This window comes from Curtobacterium sp. MR_MD2014, from assembly GCF_000772085.1.
Lineage (GTDB): Bacteria > Actinomycetota > Actinomycetes > Actinomycetales > Microbacteriaceae > Curtobacterium.
Genome location: NZ_CP009755.1, coordinates 2,206,931 through 2,227,559, shown reverse-complemented (window position 1 = coordinate 2,227,559; position 20,629 = coordinate 2,206,931). Strand labels below are relative to the sequence as shown.

Here is a 20,629-nt window from a genome sequence, read left to right as displayed (position 1 = left end):
GTGAGAGGATCGTCCGGTGCTCGAGACCAGACCGCCCGCGCCGGGGGCGACGGACGGTGCAGCCGGCGGGACGACGACCCTCCGTCGGCGACTGACCACGGTCGCGGTCCCCGTCGTCCTCTGGTTCGTCATCGCTGCCCTCGGGTGGTTGCGCCTGACACCCGAGGTCCGGAACACGCTCTGGGCCGAGGACGGCAAGGTGTTCCTCGAGGAGCAGTACCGACTCGGCTTCGCGGGGGCGCTCTTCCACGACTACGCGGGCTACCTCCACGTCGTCCCGCGGATCGTGATCGCGATCGCCAGCGAGATCGCCCCGATCGACCGGTTCGCGGTGACCGTCTCCGCGCTCTGCGTCGCCGTCACGGCAGCGGTCGGTGCCGCGGTCTGGGTCCTGACCGCGGGCGTGCTCCGGTCCGTCGTCGCCCGGCTCCTGCTCGCCCTCGTCCCGGTGCTCGTGCCGCTCGGGCCGGTCGAGATCCAGGCGAACGCCGCGAACCTGCACTGGTTCCTCATGTACCTCGTCCCCTTCGCCCTGCTCGCGCCGGTCCGCTCGTGGACGCGGGGGATCGTGCTCGGCGTCGCGACGCTGCTCGCCGGCCTCACCGAGATCCAGGTCGTCGCGTTCTTCCCGCTCTTCCTCCTCGGCGTCCGAAACCGCCGTCGTTGGCCGGTGATCGCGGGCACGCTCGTCGGCGGTCTCGCCCAGGTCGCGACCACCCTCGCCCACCCGCGCGCAGCCCCGAACGTCGAGCACAACTCCGTCGGGGACATGCTGCTCGGGTACGCGGTGCAGCCCTTCGCGGGCTCTGCCACGTGGAGCATGTCGCGTGTCGGTGAGGTCATCGCGCACCACGGCACCTGGATCGTCGTCGCCCCGCTCGTGTTCGCCGCGCTCCTCGCCGCGCTCGCGTTCTGGGCCGGGGGATCGGCGCAGCGCTGGGTGCTCGGTTCGATGCTCTGGGGCTCGGCCGCCGTCTGGTTCGGTGCCGTCGCGCTGAACCCGAACGCGATGCTCGCCTTCGCGCACTTCGACACGGTGCAGTGGCTGGGCAACTGGACCTTCCGGTACTCGGCGGCCGGATCCATGTACGTCATCGCTGCGTTCGCCGTCATCGCGGACGTGGCGCTGAGCCGTGGCGTCCGCGTGCCCGGCGTCGTGCACCCGCACCCGCAGGATGCGCCCCGGCGCGCCCTCGCGTGGCTCGCGACGACCGCTGGTGCGCTCCTCGTGCTGGCCGTCGTCAGCTCCTTCGTCGCGAACTTCGAGATGCACGCGTCGAGCCGGCAGGGCGGCCCGTTCTGGGACCAGCAGGTCCAGACCTCGGAGACCGAGTGCGAGCTCGACCCGGACCGCGACGCCGCGCTGCAGATCGCCCCCGGCCCGCAGTGGGCCGTGACGGTGCCGTGCGCCGTCATCGACCAGGACGCCGAGCGCTGACCGCGCCGGACCACCCCGACCGTGAGCAGGACATGACCCGCAACACCGAAGCCAAGCCCCTCGTGATCGTGCCGACCTACAACGAGGCCGAGAACATCAAGGACATCGCGGCACGGATCCTCGAGACCGTGCCCTCGGCAGGGCTCCTCGTGGTGGACGACGGCAGCCCGGACGGCACCGGCGACCTCGTCGAGGCGATGGCCCGGACCGACGAGCGGGTCCACCTGCTCCGTCGCTCCGGCAAGCTCGGCCTCGGGACGGCCTACGTCGCCGGGTTCCGCTGGGGTCTCGAGCACGGCTACGACCTGCTCGTCGAGATGGACGCCGACGGCTCGCACCCGGCCGACCGCCTGCCGGCGCTCATCGCCGCGGTCGCCGACGCGGACCCGTCGGACGACGTCCTGCTCGCCATCGGTTCGCGCTGGATGCGCGGTGGCTCGGTCGTGGACTGGCCCAAGCGCCGCGAGTTCCTGAGCCGTGGGGCCAACACCTACGCGCGCATCATGCTCGGCATCGACGTGCACGACATCACCGCCGGGTTCCGCGTCTACCGGGCGGACGCGATCGCGCGCATGGACCTCGGGTCGATCGACTCGAAGGGCTACTGCTTCCAGATCGACATGACCATCCGGACCCACGACCTCGGTGGGCGGATCGTCGAGGTGCCGATCCGGTTCCGTGACCGCATCCACGGCGTCTCGAAGATGAGCAAGGACATCATCGTCGAGGCGATGGTGCGGACGACGCAGTGGGGGCTCCAGCGCCGGTTCCGACCGCGTTCCCGACGCTAGGGACGTCGGCCGCGGCCACGGTCACGGCCACCGCCGGCCACCGGCCAGCGGCCGCGGGCTCGCCTGCGAGGGCAACGCGGTCGCCTGCGACGGCAGCACGGTCGGCAGCCGCGCACGCTCAGGGGTGCGGGCGTTCCTCGAGCCGGGGGAGCCGCACGCGCCACGACCGTCGGCGCGCCGCGACCACGAGCACCGTGACGAAGAGCATCAGGCCCGCGCCGTGCAGCAGGTAGCTCTCGGCCAGGCTCGTCACGCCCAGGAGCACGAGGACCGCCGCGGGCCAGACGTAGGCCACGCCGGGGAAGGTCGTCGCCGTCACCCACGACCGGGCGAAGGCGAGGAGTCCCGCTCCGAGGAGCAGCAGCATGCCCGCGAGGCCGACCTGCAGCCAGGCGTCGACGGCCGCGTCCAACCCGGACGTGAACCGGGCGCCGGACGGATCGATGAACGTGACGAACGGCACGACGGGCTCGCTCGGCCAGGTCCCCACCCAGCCCCAGCCCTGGATCGGCTTCTGCTCGATGAACGTGCGGATCTGCTCCCAGAGCTCGAGCCGTGTCGTCGTCCCACCGGCAGCTCCGATGCGGGGGAGCACCCGTGCGCGGGTCACGACGAGCACCACTCCCGCCGCCACGACCAGGGTGGCGAGGACGCCGTCGAGCAGCGGCCGGACCGAGGGCCGTGCGTGCCGCAGGGTCCAGAGGGCGAGCGCGGTCCCGGCGAGGGCGATCGTCGCGAGCCCGGTGATCGGCGACTGCACGAGCATGAGCGTCACGACCGCGCCGCCCATGGACGCGACGGCACGCCACCGGGCCACCGAGCGGGTGAGGAACTCCACGACGAACGTCACCAGGGCGGTCACCGCGATGAAGCCCATGAAGTTGCGCGTCCCGCCGATGCCCTGGATCGGACCGCCGAAGGCGATGTCACCGCGGATGCCCAACGCCGGGATCGGCAGGTCGAGCACGAGCCCCGACAGCACCTCGAGCCCGAGCGACACGACCAGCAGGATGCGGAAGGCGTCGCCGCACGCCCGGATGACCTGGACGAGGTCGCGACCGAGCGCGAGGTACAGTCCGAGTCCGACGAACCCGACGGTGGCGGTGAGCCCGCGCAGGGCGACCCAGGAGTACTCGCTCCACAGCACGCTCAGCGCGCAGTACCCGACGAAGACGAGCAGTGACAGCGGCAGGACGCCGTGCCACTCGATCCGGTAGCGCTGCCCGAGCAGGCTGAGCCCGGCGAGCACGGCGAGGGTCACGAGCACCGACCAGGTGCCGGCAGGACCCACCAGGACGCGGACGGTCGGCTCGCCGAACGCGAAGAGCACGATGGTCGTCGCGAGTGCCTGGCTGAACCGACCGCCGGCGGAGAATCCGATCCAGGCGGACAGGTAGCGGCGCGCGCGGATGCGTCGCGTCGTCCTGCCGTCCGTCATCCGTCCAGTCTGACGTACTCGGCCGCACGGGACCTGCGCCGTACCGGAGCGTCGATATCGCGGATCGTCGATCGCTCGCTAGCGTCGGACCCCGATGACATCGACGAGGGACCGGCTCCGACGCTCGGGCGCGGCCGTCGGGGTGGGGCTGCTGGCGGCGCTCGCGGCGTGGGTTCGACTCGGACCCGTCGCGCGCGGTACTGCCTGGGCCGAGGACGCAGGGCTGTTCTTCCGCGAGCACCTCGCCCTCGGGTCGGCCGCGAGCGTCGTCGAGCCGTACGCGGGGTACCTGCACGTCGTCCCGCGACTCGTCGTGGACGTCGGGTTCGCGCTGCCGATCGCCTGGTACGCCCTCACGGTGACGACGCTCTGCTGCGTCCTGACCGGAGCTGCGTGTGCCGGCGTCTTCGTCCTCGCCGCGGACGCCGTCCCGTCGGCGGTGCTCCGCGTCGTGCTGGCCGCGGTGCCGGTCCTGCTGCCCACGGCGCCGTGGGAGGTGCTGGGGAACGCTGCGAACCTGCACACCACCGCCCTCCTGCTCGCGCCGTGGGTGTTCGCCCACCGTGCCCGGACCCGGACCGGGGCGGTGACGCTCGCCCTGGTCGCCGTGCTCGTCCTCACCACCGAGGTCCAGGCGCTGCTCTTCCTGCCGCTGCTCCTGCTCGCCTGGGTGCCGGGACGCGACCGAGCCCGGGCGACCGGAGCGTCCGCCGGACGCGCCGACGCGGCGTCCGCTGCGGTGCCCCCCGCATCGTCCGCGGTGCCCTCCCGCCGTGCGCGCGTCCTCCGCGCGCTGCCCGTCACCGTCGCGGCCCTCGGCGCTGGGGCCGCGCAGGTCGTGACGGCCCTCACCACCGACCGGGACTCGCCGCGGGGCGACCCCTCGGGCCGCGACGTCGCCTCGGGGTACCTGCTGCAGACCGTCGGCGGCCTGTGGCGAGCGGACCTGGCAGCGGTCGGCCGCGCGGTCGTGGCCTCGGGCTGGTGGGTGGTCGGGGTCCCCGCTGCGGTGCTCGTCGCGATCGTCGTCACGGCGGTCGTCGTCGGACTGCGGGAGCGACGCCGTCGTGCGGTGCTGCTGGCGTCTGCCCTCGCCGTGGGGTCGGTCGTGGTGTGGTCGGCGGCACTGCTGGCCAACGCCTCGGCGAACGGACGGTGGTCCCGGTCCGACCCCGGCGCGCTGCTCGACGCGACACCCTCGCGCTACGCGGCCGCGGCCGGCATGCTGCTGAGCGCAGCGCTGGTGGTGTCGGCGTCGGTGCTCGTCGGACACGTGCTGCGGTCGGACGCCCTGCACGCCACGGGCACGGACGCGGGCACGGACGCGGGCACGGGCACGGGCACGGACGCGACCGTCGTCGGTGGGCACCGGTCGGTCCGGGTGGTCCGCCGCGCCCTCGGGTGGACGGTCGTCGCGGTCCTCGCGGCCACCTGGGTCGCCGCCTTCCCCGGTACGGCCCAGCGTGCGACGGGGCCGGAGTGGTACCCGCAGGTGGTCGCCGCCGAGGCACGGTGCCGACAGGACCCTGCCGGGACGGTGATGATCGGGGCGCTGCCGTGGGAGGCACGGGTGCCCTGCGTGCTGGTGCTCGGCACCGGTGCCACCGGGCGGTGACGCCGCCCCTCAGCCCGACGTGGCGCGGAAGGCGCGTTGCGCGAGGGGAGTGCGCGGCCCGTCCCCGGTCGACGGCGGTTCCTCGTTCACGAGCACGATCCGCGTCTTGATCGCGACGAGGGCGAACAGCACCCAGTTCCCCTGGTAGAGCAGGCGCGACTCCGCGAGCGCCTGCACGAGCAGTGCGACCACGACGAGCAGCGGGAAGAGCGAGACCGGATCGAACGGCCGCTGCACGAGCCCGGGACCGTAGGACTCCCGCACGGCCCCCGACCACGACCTGCCGAAGGTGGTCAGGACGTACACGAGGAAGAGCGCCAGACCGACCAGGCCGGTCTGCATCCACACGTCGAGCGCCGCATCGTGCGCCTGCAGGTACTGGACGCCGTTCCGCGGCGCGAGTTCGGCGAGCATCGGGATGTTCGGCCACCAGTAGCCGATCCACCCCCAGCCGAGCACCGGGTGCTGCTCCGCCAGACCCACGACCGCGGTCCAGATCGTGCCCCGGCCCGTCAGGTCGGACGAACGGCCGAGCAGCGCCAGCAACGGAACGCGCGCGGCGACGGCGGCGACGACCAGGACGACCAGGCCGGCGACCACCGCGAGCACACGCGGTCCCCGGCGCCCGCTCGGGACGCGTCGGATCCACAGGGCGACCAGGAGGGCAACGACCACCGCGACCACGGCCAGGAACACCGTCGAGGACCGGGTGAGCAGCAGGGTGGCGGCCGCCACGACCAACCATGCGACCGCCCGGCCCCGGCGCATCCGGCCGTCGACGAGCTGCACCGCGACGGCGATCGCCGCGAGCAGGGCGACCATCGCCAGCAGGTTGGCGTTGCCCGGCAGACCCTGGATGCGTCCGCCGGTGAACAGCTCGGCGCGCGAGAAGTAGAAGGCGTCCGGGATGTCCCGGTCGCCGTAGTCGGTCCAGATCGGCGCGATGGGGTGCCTCACGACGACGGCCACCACGGCCTCGAAGACCAGGGAGAGGCCGACGACCCAGCGGAACGCGGTGCTCGCGGCGTCGAGGATCCGGCGCCAGGAGAGCGTCGACGCGATCGCGAAGGCGACCAGCGCGCAGACCACCTGCGCCACGATGCTCGCGAGCGTCGCCGGTCGCCAGTGCGACCACGCAACCGACACCAGGCACCAGGCGAGGAAGAACCAGAGCGCGCGGGGCGTCCGGGTCAGCGGCGGTCGCGCACGCACCACGACGCTGATGCCCCAGGCGGCCTCGATCGCCCAGATCGTCGCGGCGCCGTACCACGTCGTCGTGTTCGGGACCGCGTCACCGGCGAACATCGTCAACAGGACGGTCACGGCGAGGGCGAACGCCTCACGCTCGGACACGGTCCCGCGGGCGATCGGCCAGGTGTTCGTCACGGGAGACAGGCTAGCGCCCCCGGTTCAGCGCTCGAGCGACGCGAGCGCCGAGCTGAGCCGGTCGCCGAGTGCCGGGGCGAGCGTCGTCGCGAACGTCGCCGTCAGGTGCGTCGGGTCGCGGTGCGTCACGACCCCGCCGATCACCGCGGGGCACGTGGTCCGGTCGCAGTACCAGTCCGTCATGTCGACGTACCGGGCACGGTCCCCGATCGCCGCAACGGCCTGCTCGCTGCCGTCGAAGGCCGCCAGGGCCTGGTCGCGCGGGAGGTCGCAGGCCCCGGTGGTCGGGCCCTGCATCTGCGCGAGGCACGCGATGACGTCGTCGCGCGCGGTCGGGTTGTCGCGGATCGCGATCACCGGGACGCCCGCGTCCGTCGCCGCCCGCCACGCGCCGACGAGACCGTCGACCACGGTCGCGTCGTTGCTGCTGCCGTCGGGGACGATGACCGGGCTCTTGGTCGCCGCGTGCGTCACCACGACGGCGTCGAGCTCGTCGTCGTGCTGCCGGACCCAGTCCACGGCGTTCTGCTTCCAGCCCTGGCAGCTGTCGGTGTAGCCCTGCGTGGGGGCCTGCTGCACGGCCGTCGTGAAGTAGCAGCCGATGTGCCCGGCGACGTCGATGCGCCAGTGCTCCCGCTCGGCGACCGCGCGGTAGGCCGTCATCAGGGCGTTGTTGTGCGAGTCACCGACGGCGAGCAGGTGCTTCCGGTACCCGGTCCTCGGTCCCAGCGCGCAGACGTTGAAGTCGGCCGTCGTGTTCGACCAGCAGTCGCCCGAGTTCGCGTCGTCGTGCTGGGCGGCGGCCGGGGCGGGCACCCGGACGTCGGCGAGGCGCGGGTTGACGCACGGGTCGTCCGAGCCGATGCGCGCGGCCGCGCCGAAGCAGTCGACGTCCCCGCGCGTCAGGCGCTCGGCGAACGCGGCCGCCTGCACCTGCTGGACCTGCACCGCGGCCAGCGTGCCGGCGCCGAGCGCGACGACGGCCACCGACGCCACCACGCCGAGCACGGCGACGCGTCGCGGACGGACACGTGCGGAACGGACCCGGGCGCGCAGCGGCTCCTCGACGAGCAGCGTGGACGCCGCGGCGAGGACGAGTGCCCCGACCAGGACCGCCACCTTGCTCGTGGTGCCGAGCGGGTGGCCGAGCACGATCGGCAGCAGGACGACGGCGGGCCAGTGCCACAGGTAGACCGCGTACGACGTCCGGCCGACGAACGCGACCGGCGGGGTCCGGCCGACGACGTCGAGGCCGCTGCGGGCACCGAGGGCGACCACGAGCGCGGCCGACACGACGGGCAGGAGCGCCGCGGTGCCGGGGTAGGGGGTCGTCGGCGTGATCACGAGGACGGACGCGACCAGGCCCGCGACGCCCAGCCACGTGCCTCCCGTCCGGACCGCACGCGCCCGACGCGAACGGGCGACGGCGAGCGGGACCGTCGCGACCAACCCGCCGAGCGCGAACTCCCACGCACGCGTGGCGGTCGAGAAGTAGGCGATGCCGGGCGCGGTCTGCGTCTGCACGACCGACCACGCGAGGGAGAGGACCGCGACCGTGCCGAGCAGGAGGCGTGCCGTGAGGACGGGGTCCCGACGCCGGGCGCGGGCGAGCACGGCGCCGAGCAGCACGAGGAGCACCGGGAGCGCGATGTAGAACTGCTCCTCGACCGAGAGCGACCAGAAGTGCTGGAACGGCGACGGCCGGTTGTCGCTCGCCAGGTAGTCGACGGCGTCGGACGCGAGCTGCCAGTTCTGCAGGTACACCGTCGACGCGATCAGCTCCCGCCCGTACTGCCCCCACAGCGAGCTCGGGACGAGCAGCAGCACCGCGGCGCCCGTGGCCAGGAGCGTCAGGAACGCGCCGGGCAGCAACCGCCCGGCACGTCGTGCCCAGAAGGCGCCGAGGCGGATGCGCCCCGTCGCGGCCTGTTCGCGCACGAGGTGGCCGGTGATGAGGAAGCCGGAGACGACGAAGAAGACGTCGACCCCGACGAAGCCGCCGGGCAGCCGGTTCGGCCACAGGTGGTACAGCACGACGGCCAGCACGGCGAAGGCGCGCAGGGCCTGCACGTCCCATCGGGTCGACTCGGGGCGGCGCGGCTCGGACATCGCGGGGAGTCTATGCGAGAGCGGTTCGTCGATGCCCCGGTCGGCTCCGGCACCACGGGCGGCGCCGAGCGGACGCCGGTCCCCGCCCGGTACGCTCGCGGCATGTTCCTCGGCATCACCAACACGCCACGCGACTACGCCTGGGGTTCCACCAGCGCGATCCCCGAACTCCTCGGCCGCACCGTCACCGGTGCACCGCAGGCGGAGCTCTGGCTCGGCGCGCACGCGGGGAGCCCCAGCGTCGTCGTGAACCCGGCGATGGTGGGCGGTGCCGACACCCTGCGCGACTGGATCGACGCCGAGCCCGAGGCCGCGCTCGGCCCGGACCGCAGCGGCCTGCCGTTCCTGCTGAAGCTCCTCGCGGCGGCGGCACCCCTGTCGCTCCAGGCGCACCCCACGCCCGAGCAGGCCCGCGACGGCTTCGCGCGCGAGGAGGCCGCGGGGACCCCGCTGGACGACCCGGCGCGCAACTACAAGGACCCGTTCCCCAAGCCCGAGCTCGTCGTCGCCCTCAGTGACCGGTTCGAGGCGCTCAGCGGCTTCCGCCCGGTCGGTGACACCGTGGCCGAGGTCGAGTCGCTCGACGGCGGGAGCGGACGGCTCGGGCCGCTGCTCGCGCACCTCGCGCAGGGGCTCGAGGACACCGTGCGCTGGCTCGAGACCGCCGATGCGTCGGCGCTCGCCGTGGTGCAGGCGGCGTCCGACCTCGCCACCGCCCTGCCGGAGGACGACCGCACCCCGAACGTGCAGACGGTGGTCGACCTGGCCGCCGCGTACCCGGGCGATCCCGGCGTGGTCGTGTCGATGCTCATGCACCGCGTCACGCTCCGGACCGGCGAGGCGATGTACCTGCCCGCGGGCAACGTGCACGCCTACCTCGACGGGCTCGGCATCGAGCTCATGGCGCCGTCGGACAACGTGCTCCGGGGTGGCCTGACGGCGAAGCACGTCGACGTCCCGGAACTCCTGCGGGTGCTCGACTTCACCGCGTACCCGGCACCGGTGCTGACCCCGGAACGCCTCGACCAGGGCGTCGACCGGTTCGCTCCGGACGGGGTCGGGTTCGCGCTGGTCCGCGTCACCGGCGACGGTCGTCCGGTCGGCCTCGGCACCGGCGGTGTGGCACCGCTCTCCGGCCCGAGCATCGCGGTCTGCACCACGGGCGCCGTGACCCTCGTCGGCGCGCGGTCCGCGACCCTGCTCCGCCAGGGGGAGTCCTGCTACGTCACGCCGGACGAGGGCGACGTGACGGTCGAGGCCGACGCCGCGACCGGTCTGACGTCCACGGTCTTCATCGCGACCGGTGCGTGAACACGCAGCGGCCTGCAGCCCGAGGGGACGGTGCCGTCCGCTAGCGTGACGAGCATGAGTTGGCTGGTCACCGGCGGTGCCGGGTACATCGGGTCCCACGTCGTCCGCGCGCTGCGCGCCGCAGGGATCGACACCGTCGCGTTCGACGACCTGTCGAGCGGGTTCCGTGCCTTCGTGCCGGAGGACGTGCCGTTCGTCGAGGGGACGATCCTGGACGGCGACCTGCTGGCCAGCACCCTCCGTGCGCACGCGGTGACCGGCGTCGTGCACGTCGCCGGCTTCAAGTACGCCGGCGTCTCGGTCGAGCGGCCGCTGCACACCTACGAGCAGAACGTCACCGGTACCGCGACCCTGCTCCGGGCGATGGCGGAGAACGGCGTCACCAAGGCCGTGTTCTCGTCGAGCGCCGCGGTCTACGGCACACCCGACGTCGACGTCGTCGTCGAGGACACCCCGAAGGCACCGGAGTCGCCGTACGGCGAGTCCAAGCTCATCGGCGAGTGGCTGCTCCGGGACATGGAGGTCGCCGCCGGGTTCGCGACCACCTCGCTCCGCTACTTCAACGTCGTCGGGTCGGGGGAGCCGGACCTGTACGACGCCAGCCCCCACAACCTGTTCCCGCTCGTGTTCGAGGCGCTGCTCGCCGGCCGGGTGCCGCGCATCAACGGCGACGACTACGACACCCCGGACGGCACCTGCGTCCGCGACTACATCCACGTCGCCGACCTCGCGCACTCGCACGCCGTCGCGGCGCAGAAGCTCGAGGCGGGCGAGCAGCTCGAGCGCGCCTACAACCTCGGCAGCGGGGACGGCGTGAGCGTCCGGCAGATCATGGACGCCATGGCATCGGGCACCGGGATCGCGTTCGAGCCCGAGGTCGCGCCCCGGCGTCCGGGTGACCCCGCCCGGATCGTCGCGACCGGCGAGGCCGCCGCGCGCGACCTCGACTGGGCGATGCGGCACTCGCTCGACGAGATGGTGTCCAGCGCCTGGGAGGCCCGTCGCCGCGTCGGCTGAGGCCCGGGCACGGCGGTGGGAGTGCGCAGTGTGTCCCCCGATCGCCGGACAGACGGCCTGCGACACGCCCGTACGGGGGACATGACACGCCGCAGCGGTCAGCACCTTCTATGATCCGCGACTTGACGGAACGGAATCACACCGCTGTAATTACAGGCAGCGGCTTCGGTCGTTGCAGGCCGTCGTCGACATGTCAGGGGTGATCAGGGTGAACGGTTCCGACTTCCACGCCGGCGTGCCGGAGGACTGGCACGTCGACCCGGTGTCGCTCGGTGTCCCCGGTGTCCGCCGTGCCGAGGGCGACGAGGAGAACCCGCTGTCGTGGCAGGTCGACTCGCTCTGCGCCCAGACCGACCCCGAGGCGTTCTTCCCCGAGAAGGGCGGCTCCACCCGCGAGGCGAAGAAGATCTGCGGGTCGTGCGAGGTCCGGTCGCAGTGCCTCGAGTACGCGCTCGAGAACGACGAGCGCTTCGGCATCTGGGGCGGCCTCTCCGAACGCGAGCGCCGGAAGCTCCGCCGCCGCGCCTGACGCACCCACCGCGCCGCGCGCAGCGCGACGGGCGTCGGTCGGCCAGGAGGCGCGTCCCGCCTCCGCCACCCACCGTCCGTTGATGGTGCGCACAGGTTGACGGCGCGCCGTTCCCGCAGACCGGTCCCGCGCCTCCAGACCGTAGAGTGACGCGCGTCATGCAGCCCAGTCCCGCGCAGCCCCGGTCCGCCCAGCCCCGCGTCACCGCGGTCCTCGTGACCGCGAACGGCGGCGAGCACCTCGACCGGACCCTGGACGCCCTCGTCGCCCAGACCCGGCACCCCGACAACCTGGTCGTCGTCGACGTCGGTTCCACCGACGGGTCGACGGCCGAGCTCGCCCTGGGCGGGTCCGCCGGGCTCGTGCGCCTGCCCGCCGGGCGCCCCTTCGGCGAGGCCGTCGCGGCGGGGGAGCGCGAAGCGCCGACCGCCGACGGCGACGACGGGACCGACGCAGCGCCCGACGAGTGGCTGTGGCTGCTCGGACACGACAACGCTCCGGCACCGACCGCACTCGCCGAGATGCTCTCCGCGGTCGAGATCGCGCCGTCCGTCGTGGTCGCCGGGCCGAAGCTCGTCGACACGGACGACCCCGCACGGATCCGTGCGTTCGGGGAGAGCACGACGCGCGCCGGCCGATCGCTGGCCCTCGTGCAGGACGAGCTCGACCAGGGCCAGCACGACCGGCACACCGACGTGATGGGCGTGTCCGCCGCCGGCATGCTCGTGCGCCGCTCGGTCTGGCGCGAACTCCGCGGCTTCGACCCGGCGCTGCCGGACGTCGACGCCGCGCTCGACCTCTGCATCCGTGCGCGCCTCGCCGGACACCGCGTCGCCGTGGTGCCCGAGGCCCGCGTGACGAGTGCCGGACCGATCGAGGAGTTCGGCCGCAAGCGCGTCTCCGAGGGGCGGCGCGTGCGCCTGCACCGCCAGGCGCAACTGCACCGCCGGCTGACGTACGCCCCCGCCGGGCTGCTCTGGTTGCACTGGCTGCTGCTCGTGCCGACCGCGCTCGTCCGGGCCGTCGGCCACCTCGTCGCGAAGCACCCCGCCGCGGTCTCCGGTGAACTCGCCGCCGCCCTCGCCGTGGCCTTCGGTGGCGGCGTCCGACGAGCGCGGGCGAACGCCGCGCGGACCCGTCGGGTCGGGTGGGCGGCCATCGAGCCCCTCCGTGTCAGCTGGCGCCGGGTGCACGAGCGACGGACCACCTCGCGCGACGTCGAACTCGCCCGCGTCGAGGACGCCCCGATCGCGCGGGCGTCGTTCCTCGGCGACGGCGGCGTGTGGGTCGTGCTCGCGGCGGCCGCGCTCAGCGTGGTGACGCTGTACCCGCTGCTCGGCACCCCCGCGGTCACGGGCGGCGGACTCCTGCCGCTCAGCACCTCGGTCGGGCGGCTGTGGCAGAACGTCGGCTACGGCTGGCACTCGGTCGGGACCGGCTCCACCGGCCCGAGCGACCCGTTCGCCGCCGTGCTCGCCGTGCTCGGCTCGATCACCGCCTGGTCGCCGTCGACCTCGGTCGTGGTCGTGCTCCTGCTCTCGTTCCCGCTCGCCGCGCTCGGCGCCTGGTTCGTGGTCCGCAAGGTCACCACCCGCACCTGGGTGCCCGTCGTCGGTGCCGCGCTGTACACGATCACCCCGACGCTCGTCGGCGCCGTCACGACCGGACACCTCGGGGCCGTCATCGCGCACGTGCTGCTCCCGTGGCTGCTGCTGGCGGTGCTCGAGGCGCACCGCTCGTGGGCATGGGCGTCCGGCGCGTCGCTGCTCTTCGCGGTCGTCGCGGCCTCGGCGCCGTCGCTGCTGCCGGTCCTGCTGGTCGGGTGGGTCGTGTCCCTCGTCGTCGGCTGGCGGCGTGCGCACCGTCGGGTCTTCATCCCGGTCCCCGCCGCCGTGCTCTTCCTGCCGCTCGTCCTGGCGCAGGTCGCCCGCGGCAACCCGCTCGCCGTGTTCGCGGACCCGGGCGTCCCCTCCGCCACGCGCGCCCCCTCGGCGCTCCAGCTCGCGGTCGGGCAGCCGCTGCCGGACTGGAGCGGGTGGCTCCCCGCGACGACGCCCCTCGGGCTCGCGGCGTCGGTCCTGCCCGTCGCGATGGCCGTCCTCGCGCTGCCGGTCGTCATGCTCGCGGTCGGGGCGCTCCTCGGACACCGCTGGGCCGTCGCCGGTGCGGCGCTCGTCCTGGCGCTCCTCGGCTACGCGACGGCCTTCGGTGCGACCCACCTCACCGTCACCGGGGTCGGTTCGACCACGACGATCGTCTGGCCCGGCAGCGCCCTGTCCGTGACGGCGCTCGGCATCGTGCTCGCGGCGTCGATCGGCATCGACGTGCTGCCGCGGACCGCCCCGGTCACCGCACTCGTCGCGGCGGTGTTCGCCGGGGTCGCGGTCACCCCCGCCTTCGCCGCGTCCACCCTCGGTGACACGCTCCTGCAGCCGACCACCGGACGGGTCCTGAGCGCCTACGTGAACGCCGAGGCCCAGGCCAACCCGGACGTCGGCACGCTCGTGGTCGACCCGCAGACCGACGGCTCCCTCGCGGTGTCGCTCGAACGCGGCCAGGGCTCGACGCTCGACGACCAGACGACGCTCGACTCCACCGCGCTCCGCCTCAGCAGGTCGGGCGCGCAGCTGGCGACGCTCGCCGGGAACCTCGCCAGCCGCAGCGGGTACGACCCCGAACCCGCGCTCCGCGAGCTCGGCATCTCGTTCGTGCTGCTCGACGACGCACCGGACGCCGACGCGGCGCAGCAGGTGCACGACCGTGCGGCCGGAGCGATCGGCCAGGACGCCCGGTTCACGAGCATCGGCGAGACCACCTCCGGTCGGCTCTTCCACTACGAGGGGGACGTCGACCGGGTGTCCACCGGTTCGGCCGCGACCCAGGCGACGCACGTGCTGTACCTTCTCGTGCTCGGCGTGGTCTTCGGCGCCGCGGCCCTGCTCGCCGTCCCGACCGCACCGCGTCGCCGCCGTGCCACCTCGAACGTCATCGAGGCCGAGGAACCCGCCACCACCTTCGACGAGGAGCGCGACGAATGAGCACCGAGCACCGGTCCGTCCGACGGTGGGTCGTCCGCGGGACCGCGACCGCGGTCGCCGTGGTAGTCGCCGCCGGTGCCGTGACGGCCGCGCACGCGATCGGCACCGAGAGCACCGCGCTCCGCCCGGCCGGGCGACTCGTCACACCGGTGCCCGCCGACGCCGAGCGTGTGTGCGCCGGCAGCGCGCTGCGGCTCTCGGACGAGTCCGGGAACGACGCGACGACGGCCAGCACCGTCGGGTCGTCGGAGGTCGCGACCGGCACCACCGGCAGCACCGTCGACCGGTCGACCCTCGGCTCGTCGACCACCGGCGGCAGCGACCCCCAGCTCCTCACCGCGCCCGCCGGTGACAGCACGCCGCAGGTCGCCGGCAGCACCTCGCAGAGCGTGTCGTCGGGGGACCTCGTCGGCTTCGGCGCGGCGTCCTGCGACGACCCCGGCCAGTCGACCTGGCTTGTCGGCGGCTCCACCGAGACCGGCCGGACCAGCCTCATCACGCTGTCGAACCCGACGGACGTCAACGCCACCGTGGACCTCGACGTGTTCGACGCCTCCGGTACCGTGCAGGCGCCCGGGACCACCGGCATCGTGGTCGCACCGAACACGCAGAAGGTCGTGCCGCTGTCCGGTTTCGTCGCCGACCAGGGATCGACGGTCGTGCACGTGACCTCGTCCGGCGGGCAGATCGTCGCGCACATGCAGGAGAGCATCGTGCGGACGCTGACCCCGGGCGGCTACGACGTCGTCTCCGGCGGCGCCGCACCGGCGCGGACGCAGGTGATCCCCGCGGTCGTGCTGAGCGGCGCCGAGGAGGCGCAGCGCGGGGACGACACCGAGGACGCCACCCCGGTGCTCCGCCTGTTCGTCCCCGGCGACCGCGCTGCACGCGTGACCGTCGGCATCACGACGGCGGACGGCGGCGGTTCGACGGTGAACGCGACCGCTGAGCCCGGGGTCGTCACCGACGTCGCCCTCGACGACTTCCCGGACGGGCGGTACTCGCTCACGGTGACGTCGACGGAGCCGCTCGTCGCGGGGGCCCGCACCACGAAGCCGACCGACGACGGTCGGACCGACCTCGGCTGGTTCGCGTCCGCGGAGCCCCTCGGCGACCGTGTCGTGACCGCGGTCGCGCCCGGCGGCGGGTCGCGGATGAACCTCGTCAACCCGACGCGGTCGGACGCGACGGTGACGATCACCTCGGGGGACCGTGAGCAGGAGGTGGACGTCGCCTCGGGCAGCACGGCCACCGTGCAGGTCCCCGTGTCGACGCAGCTCGAGCTCACCGGCGCCGAGGGGCTCGTCGCGGGCGTCAGCTACGACGCGGACGACGGCATCGCCGGCTTCCCGGTGCGGCCGGCGACGGAGGTCTCGACCCCGGTGCGCGTCTACCCCTGACGCCGTCTACCCCTGACGCCGGGGCCCGTCGGTCAGCGGTGGCGGTGCCCGACCGGCGCGTCGTCCCTGTCGGTCACCGGTGGCGGTACCGGTCGGGTGCCGGGTCCGGCCGTGGGTGCTGGTCCGTGTCGGTCACCAGTGGCGGTACCGGTCGGGAGCCAGGTCCCACGGGTCCTTGTCGATGAGCTCGCCGACCGCACGGAACACCGCGGTCTCGATGATCACGCGGCGGTCCGTGTCGTCCTTCTCCGGACTCCGGGTGACCCGCTCGACAGGGATCCGGAACAGCGTCACGCGCCGGTCGCCGCGGTCGACCCGCCAGCGGGGGAGGCGGTCCGGCAGCGTCTGGTCGGTCGGCATGTCGGCCACCTGGAACACCACCCCGGCGAGCTCGTCCGGCCAGAGCCCCACCAGGTAGTGGGCGGTGTCGCCGACGATGCGGTCGAACGTCTCGGCGCGCGTGATGACGGGCGCGAGCTCCGGTCCGGTGACACTCGACCGGCCACCGCGTCCGTGCCGTGACCGACCACGGGCGCGGTCGACGGGGGTGACGGTGGGGTGCTTCCGACGCATCCCGCCATCGTACGCGGCGAGGGCGTGGCCGACCCCGGCGTCGGCCCTCGGCAGGCCGTCGCGGTGGTGCGCCCGGTAGGGTCGGTGCCGGTATGGACGTACGGATCTGCAGCAAGGTCGCCTGTGGCGCGAGCGCCTCGGCGACCCTGACGTACGACTACGGCGACTCCATGGTCGTCGTCGGGCCCCTCTCCACCCGTGTCGAGCCGCACGGGTACGACCTCTGCGCCCGCCACGCGGCCCGCCTGCGCGTGCCCCGCGGCTGGGACGTCGTGCGGCGCGAACCGATCCGGCGGGACGCAGCGCCCGCCGACTGAGGCCGCGCACCGCGGTCCCGGTGGCCCACGCCGCCGAGCGACGGCCGCCGCGTGCGTCGGTTCCGGTGGCCCGCCCGCCGGAGGTGAGTCGGTCCGTCCAGCGTCTCCCGGTTCGGCCTGGAGGCCCGCCCGACGTCCGTGACGTCGTCTGACGGTCTGCGCCTCCCGGCGTGCCAGACTGACGCCATGTCGACCGAGACCCGCACCGCCGCCCCGTTCCGCGTCGCCGACCTCGCCCTCGCCGAGGCGGGTCGCCACCAGATCCGCCTGGCCGAGAACGAGATGCCGGGCCTGATGGCCCTGCGTCAGGAGTTCGGGCCGTCGCAGCCGCTCGCCGGTGCGCGGATCGCCGGGTCCCTGCACATGACGGTCCAGACCGCGGTCCTCATCGAGACCCTCGTCGCCCTCGGCGCGCAGGTCCGTTGGGCGAGCTGCAACATCTTCTCCACGCAGGACGAGGCCGCCGCGGCGGTCGCTGTGGGGCCGACGGGGACACCGGCGTCACCCGCGGGCGTCCCGGTGTTCGCGTGGAAGGGCGAGACGCTCGACGAGTACTGGTGGTGCACCGACCGCATCTTCGACTGGAGCGCCGAGGCTGCTGCCGCGGGGGAGTCGTGGACGGGGCCGAACCTCATCCTCGACGACGGCGGGGACGCGACGATGCTCCTGCACACCGGTGCGGACGCCGAGGCCGCCGGACGTGCTCCGGAGCCGGGGGCCGACGCGAGCGCCGAGTGGCGGATCGTGCTCGCGACCGTCGCCGCGTCGCTCGAGCGCTCCACCGACCGCTGGACCCGCATCGCGGCCGAGGTGCAGGGCGTCACCGAGGAGACCACCACGGGCGTGCACCGGTTGTACGAGCTCGCTCGGAAGGGCGAGCTGCGCTTCCCGGCGATCAACGTCAACGACTCGGTGACGAAGTCCAAGTTCGACAACAAGTACGGCATCCGGCACTCGCTGCCCGACGGGCTCAACCGGGCCACCGACGTGCTCATCGGCGGCAAGGTCGCCTTCGTCGTGGGCTACGGAGACGTCGGCAAGGGCGCCGCCGAGGCGCTCCGCGGCCAGGGCGCCCGGGTCGTCGTGTCCGAGGTCGACCCGATCTGCGCACTGCAGGCGGCGATGGACGGCTACCAGGTCGCCCGGCTGGCGGACGTCGCCGGCGAGGTCGACATCGTGGTGACCTGCACCGGCAACCTCGGCGTCGTCGGGGTCGACGAGGTGCTCGCGCTGAAGCACCTGGCGGTCGTCGCGAACGTCGGACACTTCGACAACGAGATCGACATGGCGGGGCTCGAGGCGCTGCCGGGGGTCGAGAAGGTCGAGATCAAGCCGCAGGTGCACGAGTGGCGGCTGCCGAACGGCCGCTCGGTCCTGGTGCTGAGCGAGGGGCGGCTGATGAACCTCGGCAACGCGACGGGGCACCCCTCGTTCGTGATGAGCAACTCGTTCACGAACCAGGTCCTGGCGCAGATCGAACTGCACACGAGGCGCGAGGAGTACCCGACGGGGGTCTCCGTGCTGCCGAAGCACCTGGACGAGAAGGTCGCGCGCCTGCACCTCGACGCCCTCGGGGTCCGGCTCACCGAGCTCCGGCCGGAGCAGGCCGCCTACATCGGTGTGCCCGTCGAGGGCCCCTACAAGCCGGACCACTACCGGTACTGACCGCGCCGGCGCCGCGCTGCTGCGCGGCTCCCGTCGGGGCGCGGGGCGGCGCCAGCGCCTCAGCGCGGGAAGCCCGGCGGCCGCGCCCCGGCGACGGCCGCCGCACCGTCGAGCAGTGCTGCCCGCCCCCGCAGCGCCCGCACGTCGCGCTCCCGCCGCACCGCGACCACGCCCGCGAGGAACACCTCGGGGTGGACGTCCGGCACCGGGGAGGCGTGCTCCGCGACCGCCGCCGCGAGCATCCGCGCGGCGGCCTCGCGCGCTTCCGGCCGCAGGTCGGCCGCCGACCGGAAGAAGGCCCCGAGGCGGTCCTCGAGCCGCTGCGGCAGCGCCGACACGTCCGCCACCGCTGCCCACGGCACGAGTTCGACCGGCAGCAGGACCTCCACGTCGCGCCGACGTGCGCCGCGTTCGTGCTGCACGAAGGTCCCGGCGAGCAGGTCGCCGAGGCGTCTGGGGCGCGAGCCGAACAGCGCCACGACGAACGCGACGGAGCCCAGGGTGGACCAGAGCTCGAGCAGCCCGACCAGTGCGCGGGTGAAGGCGTGCCGGAACCCGATCGCGCCTCCGTCGACCCGCACCACCCGGGTCCCGGCGGCGTACCGTCCGACGCTCTTGCCCCGCGTGACGGTCTCGACCCCGGCCGGGACGAGCACGAGCACCGTCACCGCGGCCCCGATGCCGAGGGGGAACAGCCACACGGTGTCGGCGCCGGGCGGCCACACCCTCGCGAGCCCGAACAGCAGCATGGCGAGCAGCGCCACGAGGCAGACCCCGTCGAGCAGCGCCGCCGCGAGTCGCAGCACGATGCCGGCCGGCTGCACGTCGAGCGCGACGGCCTCGCCGACGACGAGCTCGTCGGCGGTCTCGTCGAGCGTCCCGCCGAAGCGGGCGTCGGACAGGTCGCGTGGCACGCGCGTCTTCCCCATGGGATCATTCTGTCGTGAGCGGGTCCCCTCGGGGGCCCGGTGTGCGCGATCGGGGGAGGCACGTGGACCTGGAGGCCTACAGCGCGGTGCACGGCGACCGCTGGGACGAGGTCGACCGGCTCGCCCGCGCCCGACACGGGTCGGGCGCGGACGCGGACCGGCTGGTCAGCGGCTACCAGGAGGTCGCGACCGACCTCGCGCGGGTCCGCGGCGTCGCGCCCGGCTCCGCGGTGGGGGACCGCCTGTCCCGCACCGTGTTCCGCGCACGGCTGCGCTTCACGGGCACGCCGGTCGACCCCCTGACCGCCGTCACGACGTTCTTCGCGCGGCACCTCCCGGCGGCGCTGTACCGCATCCGCTGGGTCACGGTCTGGGTCGCGGCGGCAACGGTCGCGATCACGGCGATCGTGGCCGTGTGGATCGCGTCGACCCCGGGAGCGGTCACGACGTTCGGCACGCCGGAGGCCCTGCGGCAGTACGCGACGGAGGACTTCCAGGCGTACTACTCCGACCACGGCCTGGGGGCGTTCACCGCGCAGGTGTGGTCGAACAACGCCTTCATCGCGGCACGCATGGTGGCCTTCGGCATCACGGGGCTCTACGTCCCGGTGTCGATCGTGCAGAACGCGGTGAGCCTCGGCGTCTCCGCGGCGATCATGCACTCGCAGGGGCGGCTCGGCGACTTCTTCCTCTGGATCGCTCCGCACGGTCAGCTCGAGCTGTACTCGGTCTTCCTCGCCGGTGCCGCCGGCCTGATGATCTGCTGGTCGTGGATCGCCCCCGGTGCGCGCACGCGGGCGCAGGCCCTGGCGGAGGACGGTCGAGCCCTCCTCACGGTCGCGGTCGGTCTCGCGCTCACCCTGCTCCTCTCCGGGCTGGTCGAGGGCGTGGTGACCCGCCAGGACTGGCCGTGGCCGGTGAAGATCGGGATCGGCACGGTCGCACTGGCCGCGGTGCTCTGGTACCAGTGGGTGCTCGGCGGCCGTGCGTTCCGCGCGGGTGAGCGCGGTGACGTCGAGGAGTTCGAGCGCGGCGCGACGGCGCTCACCGCGGGCTGAGCCGAGGGCTGCGCC

General features: G+C 73.8%; 16 protein-coding genes. 11 read left to right on the top strand and 5 right to left on the bottom strand.

What is annotated here, in order from left to right:
• The first annotated feature begins 16 nt into the window (after positions 1–16).
• Together NI26_RS10235 and NI26_RS10230 are read left to right on the top strand one after the other, a co-directional pair.
• Entirely contained in the window at positions 17–1,438 is a 1,422-nt protein-coding gene (locus tag NI26_RS10235; protein ID WP_066655008.1) for a hypothetical protein, read from the top strand.
• A 32-nt stretch (positions 1,439–1,470) separates the two neighbouring features.
• Positions 1,471–2,229 (top strand): polyprenol monophosphomannose synthase, encoded by a 759-nt coding sequence (locus NI26_RS10230; protein WP_066655007.1) that lies wholly within the window; start codon positions 1,471–1,473, stop codon positions 2,227–2,229.
• 118 nt (positions 2,230–2,347) lie between these two features.
• Here the strand turns inward: NI26_RS10230 and NI26_RS10225 are convergent, their stop codons facing one another.
• Positions 2,348–3,667 (bottom strand): hypothetical protein, encoded by a 1,320-nt coding sequence (locus NI26_RS10225; protein WP_066655006.1) that lies wholly within the window; start codon positions 3,665–3,667, stop codon positions 2,348–2,350.
• Positions 3,668–3,761: 94 nt separating this feature from the next.
• On the opposite strand from NI26_RS10225, the gene NI26_RS16920 reads away from it, so the two are divergent.
• The gene (locus tag NI26_RS16920) at positions 3,762–5,282 is read left to right on the top strand and encodes a hypothetical protein (protein ID WP_066655004.1); all 1,521 of its coding nucleotides are present in this window, start codon (positions 3,762–3,764) and stop codon (positions 5,280–5,282) included.
• 9 nt (positions 5,283–5,291) lie between these two features.
• Here NI26_RS16920 and NI26_RS10215 read toward each other — a convergent pair whose 3' ends face one another.
• Positions 5,292–6,668 (bottom strand): O-antigen ligase family protein, encoded by a 1,377-nt coding sequence (locus NI26_RS10215; RefSeq protein ID WP_081984932.1) that lies wholly within the window; start codon positions 6,666–6,668, stop codon positions 5,292–5,294.
• 24 nt (positions 6,669–6,692) lie between these two features.
• On the bottom strand, positions 6,693–8,777 hold the full coding sequence (locus tag NI26_RS10210) for an acyltransferase family protein (protein ID WP_066655002.1): 2,085 nt from the start codon (positions 8,775–8,777) through the stop codon (positions 6,693–6,695).
• A 102-nt stretch (positions 8,778–8,879) separates the two neighbouring features.
• Here NI26_RS10210 and manA point away from each other — a divergent pair, with 102 nt between their 5' ends.
• From manA to NI26_RS10185, 5 genes are all read left to right on the top strand, one after another.
• A complete protein-coding gene (manA, locus tag NI26_RS10205; RefSeq protein WP_066658397.1) occupies positions 8,880–10,088 on the top strand; it encodes a mannose-6-phosphate isomerase, class I in 1,209 nt (402 codons plus the stop codon).
• A 54-nt stretch (positions 10,089–10,142) separates the two neighbouring features.
• Entirely contained in the window at positions 10,143–11,105 is a 963-nt protein-coding gene (galE, locus tag NI26_RS10200; RefSeq protein ID WP_066658396.1) for a UDP-glucose 4-epimerase GalE, read from the top strand.
• Positions 11,106–11,295: 190 nt separating this feature from the next.
• Positions 11,296–11,634 carry a WhiB family transcriptional regulator gene (locus NI26_RS10195; RefSeq protein ID WP_081985311.1) on the top strand — a complete coding sequence of 113 codons (339 nt, stop codon included), beginning with the start codon at positions 11,296–11,298 and terminating at the stop codon, positions 11,632–11,634.
• Between the two features lie 158 nt (positions 11,635–11,792).
• Positions 11,793–14,672, top strand: a complete 2,880-nt coding sequence (locus tag NI26_RS10190; protein ID WP_144411325.1) for a glycosyltransferase family 2 protein — start codon at positions 11,793–11,795, stop codon at positions 14,670–14,672.
• The gene (locus NI26_RS10185) at positions 14,669–16,072 is read left to right on the top strand and encodes a DUF5719 family protein (RefSeq protein ID WP_066654999.1); all 1,404 of its coding nucleotides are present in this window, start codon (positions 14,669–14,671) and stop codon (positions 16,070–16,072) included. The genes NI26_RS10190 and NI26_RS10185 overlap by 4 nt, the downstream gene beginning before the upstream one ends.
• A 132-nt stretch (positions 16,073–16,204) precedes the next feature.
• On the opposite strand, the gene NI26_RS10180 is transcribed toward NI26_RS10185, so the two are convergent.
• The gene (locus NI26_RS10180; protein WP_066654996.1) at positions 16,205–16,645 is read right to left on the bottom strand and encodes a metallopeptidase family protein; all 441 of its coding nucleotides are present in this window, start codon (positions 16,643–16,645) and stop codon (positions 16,205–16,207) included.
• Positions 16,646–16,737: 92 nt separating this feature from the next.
• On the opposite strand from NI26_RS10180, the gene NI26_RS10175 reads away from it, so the two are divergent.
• Both NI26_RS10175 and ahcY read left to right on the top strand, forming a co-directional pair.
• A complete protein-coding gene (locus NI26_RS10175; RefSeq protein ID WP_066654995.1) occupies positions 16,738–16,962 on the top strand; it encodes a DUF3499 family protein in 225 nt (74 codons plus the stop codon).
• 186 nt (positions 16,963–17,148) lie between these two features.
• Positions 17,149–18,627, top strand: coding sequence for an adenosylhomocysteinase (gene ahcY, locus NI26_RS10170; protein WP_066654992.1), 1,479 nt, complete (start codon positions 17,149–17,151; stop codon positions 18,625–18,627).
• Between the two features lie 59 nt (positions 18,628–18,686).
• On the opposite strand, the gene NI26_RS10165 is transcribed toward ahcY, so the two are convergent.
• Positions 18,687–19,556 (bottom strand): RDD family protein, encoded by an 870-nt coding sequence (locus tag NI26_RS10165; RefSeq protein ID WP_081984930.1) that lies wholly within the window; start codon positions 19,554–19,556, stop codon positions 18,687–18,689.
• A 62-nt stretch (positions 19,557–19,618) separates the two neighbouring features.
• On the opposite strand from NI26_RS10165, the gene NI26_RS10160 reads away from it, so the two are divergent.
• Positions 19,619–20,614: a stage II sporulation protein M gene (locus NI26_RS10160; RefSeq protein ID WP_066654991.1), complete on the top strand. Its 996-nt coding sequence runs from the start codon at positions 19,619–19,621 to the stop codon at positions 20,612–20,614.
• Positions 20,615–20,629: the final 15 nt, after the last annotated feature.